Here is a 16,211-nt window from a genome sequence, read left to right as displayed (position 1 = left end):
ACTGCTTCCACCTATTTCTCAATTAGAGAAACCTCGTAGAAACAGCCTTCTTTTCTGAATGAAAATGCGATGATTGATGTGTGACAGCGTTTTTTCACCAGCCTTTTCGGCGACAGGTCAAACGCCCCTTCTCTATTCCATTAGTTAAGCACCCGAACCGCTTTGACAAACCGCGTTTTCCAATAAGAAGACGTCAGCGATGAATACGTGACCCCCAGCGAAACAGTCGCGTTGATCATTTGCCCGTTGCCGGCGTAAATGCCAACGTGGTTGATCGTGCCGTTTGAATCGGTGTCAAAAAAGACGAGATCGCCTTTTTGCAACTGGCTAAACGACACCGTTCTTCCGGCTTGCGCTTGAGCGGATGACGAGCGCGGCAGCGAAATGCCCGCCTCGCTAAAGACGCGCATCGTAAACGACGAGCAGTCAAACACATCGGTGCGCGACGGGCTCGCCCCGTACAAATATCTCGCTCCTAAATATTTTTCGCCGATTTCGATGATTTGGTCAGCCAGTGAAACGGACGATTCAGCCGAAACCGGTTTGACGGCCGATACGTTTTGTTCGGCGCGGACAGCCGTCGTCCCCCCGGCCACTTTAATGGCTTGGCCGACGCGAATCACGTTCGGGTTCGTAATTTGCGGGTTCAGCGCCAACAAGCGGTCCACGGTCGTTTGAAACTGGTTGGCAATCCCCGACAATGTATCCCCTTTTTGAACGATGTATTGGCCGTTCACAGCCGCGGCCGCCGGCTTGACAGTGTATGTATTTGCGCTTGCCCGCCCTGCTAGTTGCAGCGCTTGTCCGGCGCGGATAAAGTTCGGATCGGCAATGCTTGGATTCAGCTGGAGCAACGCCTCCACGGTCGTGCCAAACTTTTGGGCAATGCCGCTTAACGTGTCGCCGGACTGAACGGTGTATGTATTGGTAACAGCTTGTTTACTCCCGCTTTGTTCATCGATTTGCAACACTTGGCCTGGAAAAATGAGATCGGACGGTACCTGGTTTTGCTGCTTTAACCGCTCAACGGTCGTATCATAGTGCCTCGCAATCTCCCAAAGCGTGTCGCCTTTTTGCACCGTATAGCTGGCCGCAAAAGCGGAATGGCCGGCCAGCAGCGAACCGATCAACGTGCTTGTCCACACAAACGTCTTTTTCACGCTGCATCCCCCTAGCTGTCTATATTCTTATCCGTTTTTGACAACATTCGCTATGACTCTACAAAATTCGGCATGTATTCCTGCACATGAGCCATTATAGTAAAATCCAAACAACTCGTCTGTAACAAAACGAAGAAAAGTAGATTACAAAACGATTACAAAAAGGCTGACCTAAAAGGTTGTCTGCCTTCAAGATCGGCACAACCGATCGTGCGGCAGAAGCAGTCAGCACGTATATCGAGCAACGAAAGAGGGTGTCCCGATCCTTTTGGGACACCCTCCATTTACATTACCCGTTTAAATAACTTTTCAATTTCATAAGTTGAAAAATGAACGATGATCGGCCGGCCGTGCGGACAGGTGAACGGGTCGGTCGTCTTCCGCAGCGCCTCGAGCAACGCAAAGATTTCATCGTCGCGCAAATGACGGTTGGCTTTAATCGCCTGCTTGCAACTCATCATAATGGCGGCTTGCTCGCGCAGCTTCTTGATATCGACCGTTTTGGTTGCCAGCGCGCCCGCGATCATCTCCTCGATGATTTCTTTTTCTTTCCCTTTCGGAAACCATACGGGATGGGAGCGAACAACAAACGCCCGTGGACCGAACGGCTCAAGAAACACACCGCAGCGGGCGAGTTCGTCGCGGCAGGCGACGAGGCGCTCGTATTCATCGGCCGGATATTCCAATGTCAGCGGGACGAGCAGCTCTTGCACCTCGTTAGACACTTGAGCTAGTTTTTCGCGGAAATATTCGTAATAGATCCGTTCTTGAGCTGCGTGTTGATCGATCATATACAGCCCTTGTTCATTTTCGGCCAAGATGTACGTTCCGTGCAGCTGGCCGATCGGATAAAGCGGGGGAAGGCGATCAGTTTGCTTTGTCTCCGTTTGTCCCTCAGCAGGCAGCGGCGGCGCCTCCGGTTTGTCCCCGCCATCCGCATGCGGTCGAGCAACGGGCGAAGCAGAGGCAGCGCCTTCCTTTTCTCCGTTTCCAACGTCAGCGGATGGCGGCGAGGAAAACGGCCGCCCAGCGGACGGGGGCATCGTTCCCGTCTGTCCGCTTTCCTCGCCGATGTGCGCGTTCGCCTCCTCGCTGCCAAGCACCGGCATCGTCCCTGCCCGTTCGCGGTTCTCCCTCTGGCTGTCCAACTCCGCGGACGGTTCATGAACATGATGGGCGAACGTAAACGAAGCTTGCTCCGTTTTCGGTTTGACCGTCTTGTTGGCCGCTGATACGGACGGAATGAGCGTTCGCCGCCGGAACGCCTCGCGGATGGCAGATGCGACGAGCTCTTGCAGCTCCGCTTCTTTGCTGAAGCGAACTTCGAGTTTGGCCGGATGGACGTTGACATCAACAAGCACCGGATCCATTTCGATGGCGAGAACTACGATCGGATAGCGGCCGACCGGCAAAAGGGTATGGTAGCCGGCTTCAATCGCCTTCACCAGCGGCGCGCTGCGCACGTAGCGGCCGTTGACAACGAGCGACATGGCATGGCGCGAGGCGCGCGTCACCTCAGGCGGCGACAGGTAGCCGCGGACGAGAAAATCAAGCGATTCCGCTTCCATCGGAATCATCTGTTTCGCCGTCTCGGCGCCGTAAATGGCAGCGAGCACGTGCCGGACATCGCCGCTGCCGTTCGTCAGAAGGAGCGTTTTGCCGTGATGGCGAAGCCGGAACGACACGTCGGGATGGGCGAGCGCAAGCCGTTGAACAACATCGACGGCATGGCCGAGCTCGGTGTGAATCGTTTTCATATATTTCAAGCGCGCCGGCGTATTGAAAAATAAGTTCGATACGGTCAAATCGGTCCCTTTGCGCGCTGCCGCCCGCTCGCGCGACAACAACCGGCCGCCTTGAAGCACCAGCTTCGTGCCCGGGCCGCTTCCCGTGCTTGTCACCAGCTCGACTTCCGATACCGCGGCGATGCTTGGCAGCGCCTCGCCGCGAAAACCGAGCGTGCGGATGCGAAACAAATCATGCTCATCTTCGATTTTGCTGGTCGCATGCCGCTCAAAAGCAAGAAGGCTATCGTCTTCCTCCATTCCGTCGCCGTTGTCGATGACGCGAATTTTCGTCATCCCGGCCTCTTCCAATTCAATTTCAATCGCTGTGCTATGGGCGTCAATGGCGTTTTCAACGAGCTCCTTGACGACCGAAGCCGGCCGCTCAACCACTTCGCCGGCGGCGATTTTATTCGCCAGCAAATCATCGAGTTTGCGGATGCGTCCCATCGCTTCTCCCCCCTTACTTCAGGAGCTTTTGCAGCTCATATAGCTTGTTCAGCGCCTCCAGCGGGGTCATCTCGAGCAAATGGAGGTCTTTCAGCGCCGCGAGAACCTTTTTTTCTTTTTGGGAAAGGGAGGCTCCCACAGGCGCGGGGGCAAGATCGGGAAACATGGTGAGCTGCTCGACCACCGTTTCTCGCTCCCGCGCTTTCCTTTCGCCCGCCGCCCGGCTCGGCGGCCGTCCGCTCGCTTGTCCTGCTGTTTTGGCAGGCGCGTCCTCTTCATCGGCCTGCGGACTGCGCGCAGACGATTCCGCCGCTTCCCGTTTCGGTGTGGATTGTTCCCATTCGGCCAAAAGACAGCGGGCCCGCTCAATGAGCGAGGAGGGCAGCCCAGCCAGTTCGGCGACATGGATGCCGTAGCTCTTGTCGGCGGCACCAGCGGCGATTTGATGGAGGAAAACGACCTTTCCGTTTTCTTCAACCGCGCGGGCATGGACGTTCACAAGCCGAGGCAGCGTCTCTTCCAGTGCGGTCAGCTCATGATAATGCGTGCTAAACAGCGTTTTCGCACCGATTCGGTCGTGAATATATTCAATGATCGCCTGAGCGAGCGCCATGCCGTCGTACGTCGATGTGCCGCGTCCGATCTCATCGAATAAAATGAGACTGTTTTGCGTCGCATGGGCGATGGCGTGGCGCGCCTCAAGCATTTCGACCATAAACGTGCTCTGCCCGGCCGCTAAATCATCGGCCGCCCCGATGCGGGTGAACACTTGGTCAAAGATCGGCAACACTGCCCGTTCCGCCGGAACGAAGCAGCCGATTTGCGCCATGATGGCGGTGAGCGCCACTTGCCGCATGTACGTGCTTTTCCCGGCCATGTTCGGCCCGGTGATGAGCAGCATTTCCCGCTCGCGGTCCATATAGCAGTCATTCGGCACATACGTTTGCGTGCCGAGCACTTTTTCGACAACCGGATGGCGCCCCCCTTGAATGGCCAAGACGCGCTCCGTGGAAAATTGCGGGCGCACGTAGCGGCGCTCGTCGCTCACCGCGGCGAACGATTGCAGCACATCGAGCTCGGCAATGGCTTTCGCCAGCGTCTGCAGGCGTGGGATGTATTGCTTCGTTTGCTCGCGAATGGCGACAAACAGCTCATATTCGAGCTCGATGCTTTTTTCTTCGGCCTCTAAAATCAGCGCTTCTTTTTCTTTTAACTCGGGAGTGATGAAACGTTCCGCGTTGGCGAGCGTCTGCTTCCGCTCATAGCGCCCCTCTGGCACGAGCGGAAGGTTCGGCTTTGTCACCTCAATGTAATAGCCAAACACGCGGTTGTAGCCCACTTTCAGCGACTTGATGCCGGTCGCTTCCCGCTCCTTCGCCTCCAGTTCGGCGATCCACGCCTTGCCGTTGCGGCTCGCGTCACGGCAGCGATCAAGGCGTTGGTCATATCCGTCTTTGATGATATTCCCTTCCTTGACGGAAAGCGGCGGCTGTTCTTGAATCGAACGCTCGAGCAACTCGACGAGCTCTTCGCACGGGTCGAGCCGCTCGGCGAGCCGCCCGGCTTCCGAAAGCGGCAGCGCGCCGACCGTCCGGCGGAGCGCCGGCACTTCAAGGAGCGATTTTTTCAACTGTACGAGGTCGCGGGCGTTGGCGTTCCCGTAGGAAATGCGGCCGGCCAAGCGTTCGATGTCGTAGACGCTGTGAAGTCCGCTGCGCAGCTCTTGACGTTCGAAATACGCTGCTTTCAATGTTTCGACGAAATCGAGGCGCCGTTCGATCTCCTCGCGGTTCACAAGCGGGCGGTCGAGCCATTGTTTCAGCAGACGGCCGCCCATCGCCGTCACCGTTTCATCCAACAGCCATAACAGCGAGCCTTTCCGCCCTTTCAAGCGGACGGTTTCGACCAGTTCCAAATGCTGTTTCGAATGCCGGTCCATTTTCATATACTGGTCGACTTGATACAGTTCGGCCGGCTGCAAATGATCAAGCCGGCGCTTCTGCGTGCGGACAAGATAATGAAGCAGACGGGCAAGCGTTGAACGGAGCTTTTCTTGCCCGACGTGCCCGGCGACGCGATCCCATTCGTCCCGCCACGCCGCTTCATCTTCATAAGAAACGGTCGCTGCGAACCGTTCTTTCAACTCGCGCACCCATCCGTCATCGCTGTCTGAAGAAACGACGAGCTCCCGTGCCCGAATAGCATGGAGCTCATTGGCCGTCTCCTCCCAAGATGAAAGCAGCGTCAACCGCACTTCCCCGGTCGACAAATCCGCGTAAGCCAATCCGTATGTACCATCCGCAAACGGCGTAAGCGCCGCCAAGTAGCAGTTTTCCTTGTCGGAAAGCCCCTTTCCTTCCATGAGCGTACCCGGGGTGATGAGCTGCACCACTTCGCGGCGCACAACCCCTTTGGCCGCTTTCGGATCTTCGACTTGCTCGCAAATCGCGACTTTGTATCCCTTTTCGATCAGCTGTTCAATGTATCCTTGCGCCGAATGGTACGGCACCCCGCACATCGGCACCCGTTCATCGCCGCCTCCGTCGCGGCTTGTTAATGTGATTTCCAGCTCCTGCGCCGCCTTGATGGCGTCGTCAAAAAACAGTTCGTAAAAGTCGCCAAGCCGAAAGAACAAAAACGCGTCCGGATATTGTGCTTTAATATGCAAATATTGCTGGATCATCGGTGTATACGACGGCATCGCTTCTCCCAACCTTTTTTACCCGAAGGCTGATTGATTGCGCTACTATTATAACAAGCGGCAAAAGAAAAAACTAGGAAAGAAATTTCCTAGTTTTACTCTTCCTCACCAAGCAGCAGTTCAGGGCTTAAATCTTCCAATTCCTCGTCAAGGTCATCATCGTCGCAGAAATCATCGTCTTGGCCGCAGCCTTCTGGGTTGATGGCAACGCATACTTTCGTTTCGCCGATCACTTCGGCGACAAATTCCCTCTCAACGTCGACGACGATTTTGTTGCCGTTCGGCGAAATCGTGCATTCGAGGCAGTTCGGCTGCTGGATGACGCGGACGATAATATCAGTGTCGTCGCTAATTAAATGGTCTTTATCACGGTATTTTAACTTGACCACATCAGTGTACGAGACCGTTTCCGTAACGACTTCCGTTTTTGTATTGTTGTTGTACGAATACCAGACGTTAATGTCGTAGTGGCCGTGAATTTCGACCGTTTTATCGCATTTTTTCGCTTCATAGCGGTGGTTGATGATCCAGCAGCCAAGAATGCTTGACGGGCGGTTCGGCGCCGTCACCGTATGGGTCGATTGCGTAAACTTGCGGCCTTTGCCGACAACGGCTTTTGTAATAATTTCCCTGTATTCAGACATCGAACGGAACCCTCCTCAAATGAATCTTCATTTCATCCTATGCGCCATCTCCGCTAATGTGCACAGCAAATGAATCATTATTCCGTATAGTTCATTGTATGCGCCCGCTCCGTTCGATGTGCCTTCTTTTTTGCCGCTGGCGGCGGAAGCGCCGACCCAATCCTTTCGGTTAGCGCTAGGAGGCCGGAGAAGATCGATGTTCCTTTTTCCATCGGCCGATGAAAAAAAAGCGCCCCCGCTTAAGGGACGCTTTTGACCCGTCTCTTCCGCTCCGCCAGCGTTTTAATGGCAGCCGCCGGGCTTGCTGTGACGAAGCGCGGCACCCGTTTCACCACGCAGCACGTCACCGCCGGTCGAAGCGAGAATTTCGTCGGTGACCGTATTGGAAATCGTCGAGGCGACGAGCTGAAGCAAATCGTTCACATCGGCTTGCGATTGCTGGAATTCGCTGACGATCGGGATTTGCGACAACTGTTCGTAAATGGCGTCAATTTGCTGCTCGACTTTTTTCAACGCCTCGCGTTTGCCGTAATGCTGGAGGTTGACCGCCTGCTTTTGCAGCGATTTCAACTCGTTGATCAGCGCGCGCACTTTTTCGTTTTGATGGATTTTTTCTTCGGCCCGTTTGAAAAAGTCGACTTCTTCCGTTTCGGCGATCATTTTGGCGAGCTGCTTCGCCTGCGCCAATACATCATCCCGCGTATACTTTGCCATCCTTTTTCACCTCCATCGCTTCGTTCACCAGCTCGCCTGTCAGCGTCCACGTCTTCGCCTGCGTAATGCGCACGTTGACCAATCGGCCGATGAGCGATTTCGGGCCGACGAAGTGGACGAGCTTGTTTTTGCGCGTATAACCCGCCAATACATCCGGGTTCGTTTTGCTTTCGCCTTCTACGAGCACTTCGACGACTTGCCCTTCGTATTGCTTCATTTTCTTGGCTGCGATTTCTTGTACAAGGTCGTTCAGCCGCTTGAGCCGCTCTTTTTTCACTTTCATCGGCACGTTGTCTTTCATGTTCGCCGCCGGCGTGCCTTCGCGCGGCGAGTAAATGAACGTGTACGCCGAGTCAAACTCGACTTCACGGTAAAGCGACAGCGTTTCTTCAAACTGCTCGTCTGTCTCGTTCGGGAAGCCGACGATAATATCGGTCGTCAACGCGACATCCGGAATGGCGGCTTTGATTTTGCGGACGAGCTCCAAATATTCCTCGCGCGTATACTTGCGACCCATCATTTTCAAAATTTCCGTGCTGCCTGATTGCACTGGCAGATGAATATGCTCAACCAAGTTGCCGCGTTTGGCGAGCACTTCGATGAGCCGGTCGTCAAAGTCGCGCGGATGGCTCGTCGTGAAACGAATGCGTGCAATATCGATTTTGCGCAGTTCATCCATTAAATCGCCAAGGCCGTACTGGATGTCGGTGAAATCTTTCCCGTAAGCGTTGACGTTTTGCCCGAGCAGCGTAATTTCTTTGTAGCCTTGGGCGGCGAGCTGGCGCACTTCTTGGATGATGTCTTCCGGGCGGCGGCTCCGCTCTTTGCCGCGCGTATACGGGACGATGCAGTACGTGCAAAACTTGTCGCAGCCGTACATGATGTTGACCCACGCTTTAATGTTTCCTTTGCGCGCTTTCGGCAAGTTTTCGACGACGTCCCCTTCTTTTGACCATACTTCGACGACCATTTCTTTCGACATGTACGCCTCATGCAAAATGTACGGCAAGCGATGGATGTTGTGCGTGCCGAAAATCATGTCGACGTATTGGTATTGCTTTAAAATTTTGTTGACGACCGCTTCTTCTTGCGACATACAGCCGCACACGCCAAGCAATAAGTCCGGGTTCGTCGTTTTAAGCGGCTTTAAGTAGCCGAGCTCGCCGAACACTTTGTTTTCCGCGTTTTCGCGGATCGCACACGTGTTGAGCAAAATGACGTTTGCGTCTTCCGGCCGGTCGGTCGGCTCATAGCCGAGCGCCATGAAAATGCCGGCCATCACTTCCGTGTCATGCTCGTTCATCTGGCAGCCGTACGTGCGGATGTAAAATTTCCGCCCGCGCCCCATGCCGCGGAATTCATCGGGAATCGCAAAGTCTTTCACATATTGCACTTCTTCCTTGCCGCGTTTTTTCGCTTCTTTTAAATTCGGCGGGAGAAAGACGCTCGAGAAGTATTTCTCATAGTCTTTCGACGTTTTCGCTTTCAGCCGGTCCAAGGCGGATTTTCTGTCCGCTGGATGGCTTTCCGTTTTGATTTGTCCCGTTTGCTCCAAACGTTGTTTTTCGTTCATCGCAATCGCGATCTCCTTTCTGTCCAACATCATTGCATGATTCTCGCAAAATTCTTCCAAACTACACATTATCATAGTATATCGTCAACTGCCAAGAAACACAACGGGAATTGTTCCGGAAGCCCGGAACATATCATGATAACAAAAAACCCCCGATGGGACAAGCCCTACGGGGTGTCAGTTGTTTCCTTTTTTACATAAATTCCGATACAAGCTGTTCGAACTGTTCTTTGTCTAGTTTCAAGTCCGCCTCAGCAAGCGGCGCTGCGCTGTAGCCCGGCACAAGCTCTTGATACGACTTTTGCTCTTCGTTTTGATAAATCACTCCGGTGACGAGCCCATCGTATTTCATGACCGTCTGCATCGCCATCTCGCGATTGGCCGGGTCGTACCCTTCGATGTCGCTCACCTTGACGAGCCGTTCTTTGAACCATTCGTACGTGTTCACTTTGTTGTATGTGACGCACGGGCTGAAGACGTTGATGAACGCAAATCCTTTATGCTTGACGCCTTCTTCGATCAAGCTTGTCAGCTCTTTCAAGTCGCTTGAGAACCCTTGCGCGACAAACGTCGCTCCGGCGCTTAACGCGATCTCGAGCGGCGACAGCGCCGGCTCGATCGATCCGTGCGGCGTGCTTTTCGTTTGAAAGCCGGCAGCGCTGCGCGGCGAAGTTTGTCCTTTCGTCAGCCCGTAAATTTGGTTGTCCATGACGATGTATGTGATGTCGATGTTGCGGCGAATGGCGTGAACCGTGTGCCCCATGCCGATCGCAAACCCATCGCCGTCGCCGCCGGCGGCGATGACGGTCAAATCGCGATTGGCCATTTTCACTCCTTGGGCGAGCGGCAACACGCGGCCGTGCGTGCCGTGGAAACCGTAGGAGTGAATGTACCCAGAAATGCGGCCCGAACAGCCAATCCCGGAGATGACGGCAAGCTCATGCGGTTCGAGCCCAAGATTGGCGGCCGCCCGTTGGATGGCCGCTTGCACGGAAAAGTCGCCGCAGCCGGGACACCAGTTTGGCTTCACATCATTGCGGAAATCTTTAAAGGTGGCCATTGCATGAACAACTCCTTGCATTTAGTATAGACATCGCCCGGCAGGAACGGATTGCCGTCGAATTTCAAGACGCTGGCGATTTTATCGGCATGCCCGACGTTCATTTTCAACAAGCTCGCCAATTGCCCGGTCGCGTTTTGCTCGATGACGACGACTCGCTTGGCTTTTTCGACAAGCGGGCGCATGTCATCCGCCGGGAACGGGTGAAGGAGGCGGATATGGGCATGGTTGACGTTGACGCCGTCTTGTTCGAGCCGCTCCATCGCTTCTTCAATCGCGCCTCGCGTTGACAAGAAGCCGACAAGCAGCAAATCCGGCTCCTCATGGCGGAGCTGTTTATGCACCGGTGTCGGAAAATGGAGATGCGCGAGCTTGCGCAGCCGCTTTTCCATTTGCGCTTGGCGGTTCGCGGCTGTTTCCGACGGCCGTCCTGTCTCCGCGTGCTCCACCCCGGTGACGTGGTGGATGCCGTTTTTCGTCCCCGGCAGCACGCGCGGCGAAATGCCGTCCGGCGTCAGTTCATACCGTTTGAAATTGTCCTTGCCGGAAAGCGGCGGCAATTCCCCGGTGACAAGCTTGCCGCGGCGAATTTCAACGCGGTCGTAATCGAGCGGTTCGACCGTTTGTTTGCCAAGCGACAGCTGCAAATCCGACAAGAAGATGACCGGGCATTGGTATTCCTCAGCTAAGTTGAACGCTTCCGCCATGTCGTAAAACGCTTCTTCGACCGTGCTTGGCGCCATGACGATTTTCGGGATTTCCCCGTGCGTTCCGTAAATCATCGCCAGCAAGTCCGACTGTTCTTGCTTCGTCGGCAAGCCCGTGCTCGGACCGCCCCGCTGGGTATCGACAACCACAAGCGGCGTTTCCGTCATCCCGGCCAGTCCGATCGCTTCGGCCATCAGCGACAACCCCGGTCCGGCGGAAGCGGTAAACGCCCGCACGCCCGCGTAATTGGCACCGATCGCCATCGTGCAAGCAGCGATTTCGTCTTCTGTCTGAATGACCGTCCCCCCGAAACGAGGCAATGCTTTGATTAAATATTCCATGATTTCGGAAGCTGGGGTGATCGGGTACGCGGCCATCAAACGGGCGCCGCCGGCAAGGGCCCCCAAGGCGATCGCGTCATTGCCGATCATAAACAGTCGCTGTTTTCCATCAGCTTGAGCGAGTTTCATCGGCTCGCCGCGGCCGTCCAGCTGCTTTTCCATATACCGCGCCCCAGCGCGAATCGCTTCCATGTTTTTGGCGACCACTTGCGCCCCTTTGCGGGCAAACGTGTCCGCCACCACGCTTTCGAACACGGCGGCGTCTAAACCGAGCACAGCGCTCGTCGCGCCGATGGCGACCATGTTTTTCATCAGCGGGTTGCCAAGTTCCGTCGCGATGTCAGTGAACGGAACGGCGTAAAGCGCCACTCCCGTCCCTTCTGGAATCGCCGGATCGAATTTGGCGTCGGCGATGACGATGCCGCCGCTATGAAGCTCGTGAAAATTGAAATCAATCGTCTCTTGGTCGAACGCCACGAGGATGTCCAAATCGTCCGCGACCGCCCGCACCGGCTTCGTGCTGACGCGGATTTTGTTGTTCGTATGCCCCCCCTTAATGCGCGAAGAAAAATGACGGTACCCGTATAAATAGTACCCGAGGCGGTTCAAGGCTGTGGAAAAAATTTCCCCGGTGCTCTCAATCCCTTCCCCTTGTTGGCCGCCCACCTTCCATGACAACTGTTCGATCATGCGTTACACCCCTTTATGTTCGCTCCAACCTTCACTGCTATTGTACCACTTTTCTGACAAGCCAACCACTCCCTTCCCTCTTGAAAACGAGCGGCCGGCGCGGTCAATGATTTCCCTTTCATTTTAGGATACGCCAAGCCGCTGTTCAATGACATTCATCACTCCGGCAAATGTGCATAAAAATTGTCGAACAAAAACCGTTTCACTTGATCGGCGGAATAATGCCGATGCAGCTCGTCAACAAGCCGGGCGTAGTCTCTCACCGAGGCAAGACCGGCGACCGTCTGCGTGATGCCGTCAAAATCGGAGCCAAAGCCAACATGGCGCTCTCCCCCGAGCGCACAAATATGATCGAGATGGCGAAGCACATCGGCCACCGTCGCCCCTCGTTTATCATCGGTCAAAAAATACGGCACAAAGGTAATGCCGATGATTCCGTCTTTTTCGATCAGCGCGCCAATCTGCTCATCGGTCAAGTTGCGCCGATGCGGACAAAGGCGATGCGCGTTTGAATGAGAGGCGATCGGAAAGCAGGCCGCCTCGATGACATCCCAAAACGCTCGCTCCGACAAGTGCGACACATCGACCCACCGTTTCGTTTCATTGAGCAGCTCGATGACTTGCCGGCCAAACGCGGTCAGCCCGGCGCCGCGCGTTTCCCACGCCCCGTCGGCGACGGCGTTCGGAAAGTTCCACGTCAAGCCGACAGACGCAACACCGAGACGAAGAAGCGTTTTCAGTTTGATAAGGTTTGAGCCGATAGCATCGCAGCCTTCGAGCGTCAGCATCGCGCCGATCTCCCCCTCTTTGAGAGAGGCAATGTCCCGCTTCGTGCGCACCACCTTCATCGCTGGAAAGGCATCGATGAGGCGGGTGAAAAAAAGATCGGCCATCTCAAGCGCCGCCGTGAACCGGGCCTCTTCCGGCACCGTTTCCGGTATGTAGATGGCAAAGCATTGCACCTTCACCCCGGCTTCCGCCATTCCCGAAAACGTCACATGAAGCGATCGTCCGTCACGGAACGATAAGGACCGATCTTGCCACAGTTTCATGAGCGCATCGCAATGGGCGTCAAAAATCATGTATACTCCCCCTTAAAAAGCAAAATAACCTGCCTGCCTTCAAGGTGGAAGGCGCCAACAGGTTATATTTTACCATTCGCCAATCATCGAGTTAACGAGGTTCAACGATCAATTTGATCGCGGTCCGCTCTTCGCCATCGATAATAATATCGGTAAACGCCGGAATGCAGATCAAGTCCATGCCGCTCGGTGCCACAAACCCTCGTGCGATCGCTACTGCCTTAACGGCTTGATTCAACGCGCCGGCGCCGATCGCCTGAATCTCCGCCGCGCCGCGCTCGCGCAGCACACCAGCCAAGGCGCCGGCTACAGAGTTCGGATTCGATTTGGCTGACACTTTTAATATTTCCATCCCTAGTTCCTCCCTCGTCCCCTTGGAAAAATGATTTCGTGAAAAGGTCTTCATTAGTAACTATATTCACGGTTTCAACAACTATTCCTGCTAGGGAGGGACACATTTTTTAAAATTTTCAAAAGATGAGCTATTCAAAATAAGGATGATCGTCATTAATGATCAGCCGCTCGATTTGAAGCGCCCGCCCGCTTTTGGCGTCCACATCGACAAGCACGGCGTTCAGCTGGCTTCTTCCTTCCTTAACGCCAAAACGGACCGGCAAGCCGGTTAAAAATTTGCGCAACACCGCGTCGCGATCGACGCCTAAAATGCCGTCGTACGGCCCGGTCATACCGACATCGGTAATATACGCCGTCCCTTTTGGCAAAATGCGGTTATCAGCCGTCTGAACGTGCGTGTGCGTGCCGATGACGGCGGACACGCGGCCGTCCAAATACCAGCCCATCGCCTGTTTTTCGCTCGTCGCTTCGGCGTGAAAATCAACGATGATGACAGACGTGCGCGCGGAAGCAACGGCAATTAGCTCGTCCGCCTTTTGAAACGGGCAGTCAATCGCCGGCAAAAACGCCCGCCCTTGCAAATTGATGATCGCCGCTTCCCCTTGTTCCGTCGCCACATAGACGATCCCCGTCCCCGGCGTGCCGGACGGGTAGTTCGCTGGGCGAATGAGCGCCTTCGCCTGATCGATAAACTCAAAAATCTCGCGCTGGTCCCACGCATGGTTTCCTAAGGTGATGGCATGAGCGCCGCAGGCAAGCAACGATCGGTAAATCGATTCGGTGATCCCTTTTCCGCCGGCCGCGTTTTCACCGTTGATGATGACGACATCGGGACGGTATTTTTCCTTCAGCTTCGGCACATAGTGCTCGACCATTTTTTGTCCCGGCGCGCCGACCACATCACCAATAAATAATATTCTCATCCCAGATCCCTTTCTACCTCAACACGATCACCGTCAGCGATCGCCGTTTATGTTTATTGTACGGGCAAAAAAAGAAAGTGGCAACAGCCTGCCACTTTTTACTTCGCGTACTCTACCGCCCGCGTTTCGCGGATGACCGTGACTTTAATATGGCCCGGATAATCGAGCTCTTCCTCGATCCGTTTGCGGATATCGCGCGCCAACCGATGCGCTTCCAAGTCGTCGATCATATCCGGTTTGACCATGATCCGCACTTCGCGGCCCGCTTGGATGGCGTATGATTTTTCCACGCCTTCGTAAGACTCGGCAATTTCTTCCAGCTTCTCTAAGCGGCGAATGTAGTTTTCCAGCGTTTCGCTGCGCGCTCCCGGCCGCGCTGCCGACAGCGCATCGGCTGCGGCAACGAGCACGGCGATGACCGACGTCGGTTCGGTGTCGCCGTGGTGCGAAGCGATGCTGTTGATGACGACCGGATGCTCTTTATATTTTGTCGCCAGCTCGACGCCGATTTCCACATGGCTTCCTTCCACTTCATGGTCAATCGCCTTGCCGATATCATGAAGCAAGCCGGCCCGGCGCGCCAGCATTTCGTCCTCTCCGAGCTCAGCCGCCATCAACCCGGCTAAAAACGCCACTTCAACCGAGTGTTTCAAAACGTTTTGCCCGTAGCTCGTCCGGAATTTGAGCCGTCCCAAAATCTTAATCAAATCCGGATGCAGCCCATGAACCCCGACTTCAAACGTCGTTTGTTCGCCGACTTCGCGAATATGTTCGTCCACTTCGCGGCGCGCCTTTTCGACCATCTCTTCGATGCGGGCCGGATGAATGCGGCCGTCTTGGACGAGCTTATCCAAGGCGATGCGCGCCGTTTCGCGGCGAATTGGGTCAAATCCCGACAAAATAACGGCCTCCGGCGTATCGTCGATGATCAAATCGATGCCGGTCAGCGTCTCGAGCGTACGAATGTTCCGCCCTTCGCGCCCGATAATGCGCCCTTTCATTTCATCGTTAGGCAAATTGACGACCGAAACCGTCGTTTCGGCGACATGGTCAGCGGCGCAGCGCTGAATGGCGAGCGACAAAATCGCCTTAGCTCGCTTATCCGCTTCCTCTTTCGCCCGCGTTTCCGCCTCTTTGATCATCATGGCGACTTCATGCGACAGCTCTTTTTCGACACGCTCTAAAACAAGCTGGCGCGCGTCGTCGCGTGTCAATCCGGAAATACGTTCCAGTTCGGCTTGTTGCTGTTGGACGAGCATTTCCACTTTGCTTTCCATTTGTTCAATATGCTGTTGCCTTTCGTTTAGCGCTTCTTCCTTCGCTTCGAGCAGCGCCTCGCGCTTATTGAGCGCTTCGTCTTTGCGGTCGAGATTTTCCTCTTTTTGCATGAGACGGTTTTCTTGTTTTTGAAGCTCGCTTCTCCGGTCGCGGATGTCGCGCTCCGCTTCCGTGCGCAGTTTATGAATCTCATCTTTGGCTTCAAGAAGCGCTTCTTTTTTCAAGGCGTCCGCCTCGCGTTTCGCCTCCTCGATCAGCTGCTCGGCAGCTGCTTTCGCCCCGCCAATTTTCGCTTCGGCAATCGATTTGCGAACAAAAAAGCCAACAACGGCACCAATGACTAAGGCAAGCAAAGCGGAGATGATGATTGGACCCATCGTTTCACCTCCTCTTGCTGTTCAATGTTCCCCTGCATTTTTCGCGCGCCGCCATCGTTGGCGCGGATGGATGTTCCCATTTTCAACGTATTGGCTCGACCCATTTTGCACAGCGATCGCCCGCGCGGCTTTCGGCATCTTCCCGTCCCGCCGCGGCGGACGATCGTTTGACCCCGCCATGCGTATGGACAAATATACATGTTCATTGTAAAGGCGCCCGTAGCAATTGTCAAGATATTACACAGGCCCACGCCCGCCGCCTAGGGGAAAGCGAACATGGAAAGGAGCTGACGCTTATCTTTCGCATCGTATAGACGCGCCGTCACGTTTGGGAAAGCGAACTCGGAAAGGGGCTGACGCAAAAGGTTGTCC

Annotated in this window: 13 protein-coding genes; all 13 read right to left on the bottom strand. The window is 54.9% G+C overall.

Annotated features, from left to right (window positions below; translation table 11 throughout):
* Window positions 1-140: 140 nt before the first annotated feature.
* Window positions 141-1,160, bottom strand: coding sequence for a LysM peptidoglycan-binding domain-containing protein (locus B4113_RS17930; protein ID WP_033843554.1), 1,020 nt, complete (start codon window positions 1,158-1,160; stop codon window positions 141-143).
* Window positions 1,161-1,444: 284 nt separating this feature from the next.
* Complete coding sequence (mutL, locus tag B4113_RS17925; RefSeq protein WP_033843553.1) at window positions 1,445-3,394, bottom strand: DNA mismatch repair endonuclease MutL; 1,950 nt, start codon at window positions 3,392-3,394, stop codon at window positions 1,445-1,447.
* 13 nt (window positions 3,395-3,407) lie between these two features.
* Entirely contained in the window at window positions 3,408-6,095 is a 2,688-nt protein-coding gene (gene mutS / locus B4113_RS17920; RefSeq protein ID WP_033843552.1) for a DNA mismatch repair protein MutS, read from the bottom strand.
* Between the two features lie 95 nt (window positions 6,096-6,190).
* Entirely contained in the window at window positions 6,191-6,739 is a 549-nt protein-coding gene (locus tag B4113_RS17915; protein WP_033023165.1) for an outer spore coat protein CotE, read from the bottom strand.
* Between the two features lie 282 nt (window positions 6,740-7,021).
* Window positions 7,022-7,453, bottom strand: coding sequence for a RicAFT regulatory complex protein RicA family protein (locus B4113_RS17910; RefSeq protein ID WP_033023162.1), 432 nt, complete (start codon window positions 7,451-7,453; stop codon window positions 7,022-7,024).
* Entirely contained in the window at window positions 7,431-9,026 is a 1,596-nt protein-coding gene (gene miaB / locus B4113_RS17905; RefSeq protein WP_033023160.1) for a tRNA (N6-isopentenyl adenosine(37)-C2)-methylthiotransferase MiaB, read from the bottom strand. The genes B4113_RS17910 and miaB overlap by 23 nt, the downstream gene beginning before the upstream one ends.
* Window positions 9,027-9,219: 193 nt before the next feature.
* On the bottom strand, window positions 9,220-10,086 hold the full coding sequence (locus B4113_RS17900; protein WP_033023159.1) for a 2-oxoacid:ferredoxin oxidoreductase subunit beta: 867 nt from the start codon (window positions 10,084-10,086) through the stop codon (window positions 9,220-9,222).
* Complete coding sequence (locus B4113_RS17895; RefSeq protein ID WP_033023157.1) at window positions 10,053-11,825, bottom strand: 2-oxoacid:acceptor oxidoreductase subunit alpha; 1,773 nt, start codon at window positions 11,823-11,825, stop codon at window positions 10,053-10,055. The genes B4113_RS17900 and B4113_RS17895 overlap by 34 nt, the downstream gene beginning before the upstream one ends.
* Before the next feature lie 158 nt (window positions 11,826-11,983).
* Window positions 11,984-12,907 carry a dipeptidase gene (locus tag B4113_RS17890; protein ID WP_033023156.1) on the bottom strand — a complete coding sequence of 308 codons (924 nt, stop codon included), beginning with the start codon at window positions 12,905-12,907 and terminating at the stop codon, window positions 11,984-11,986.
* 91 nt (window positions 12,908-12,998) lie between these two features.
* Complete coding sequence (gene spoVS, locus B4113_RS17885) at window positions 12,999-13,259, bottom strand: stage V sporulation protein SpoVS (protein WP_003251598.1); 261 nt, start codon at window positions 13,257-13,259, stop codon at window positions 12,999-13,001.
* Between the two features lie 130 nt (window positions 13,260-13,389).
* Window positions 13,390-14,184, bottom strand: coding sequence for a TIGR00282 family metallophosphoesterase (locus B4113_RS17880; RefSeq protein WP_033023154.1), 795 nt, complete (start codon window positions 14,182-14,184; stop codon window positions 13,390-13,392).
* Between the two features lie 98 nt (window positions 14,185-14,282).
* On the bottom strand, window positions 14,283-15,839 hold the full coding sequence (rny, locus tag B4113_RS17875; RefSeq protein WP_033023152.1) for a ribonuclease Y: 1,557 nt from the start codon (window positions 15,837-15,839) through the stop codon (window positions 14,283-14,285).
* Window positions 15,803-16,045 carry a hypothetical protein gene (locus B4113_RS19770; RefSeq protein ID WP_153017180.1) on the bottom strand — a complete coding sequence of 81 codons (243 nt, stop codon included), beginning with the start codon at window positions 16,043-16,045 and terminating at the stop codon, window positions 15,803-15,805. The genes rny and B4113_RS19770 overlap by 37 nt, the downstream gene beginning before the upstream one ends.
* Window positions 16,046-16,211: the final 166 nt, after the last annotated feature.

The sequence above is a fragment of the Geobacillus sp. B4113_201601 genome (assembly GCF_001587475.1).
Taxonomy (GTDB): domain Bacteria; phylum Bacillota; class Bacilli; order Bacillales; family Anoxybacillaceae; genus Geobacillus; species Geobacillus icigianus.
Note: the sequence above shows the minus strand (reverse complement) of the source record. Positions and strands in the feature narration are given on the sequence as shown.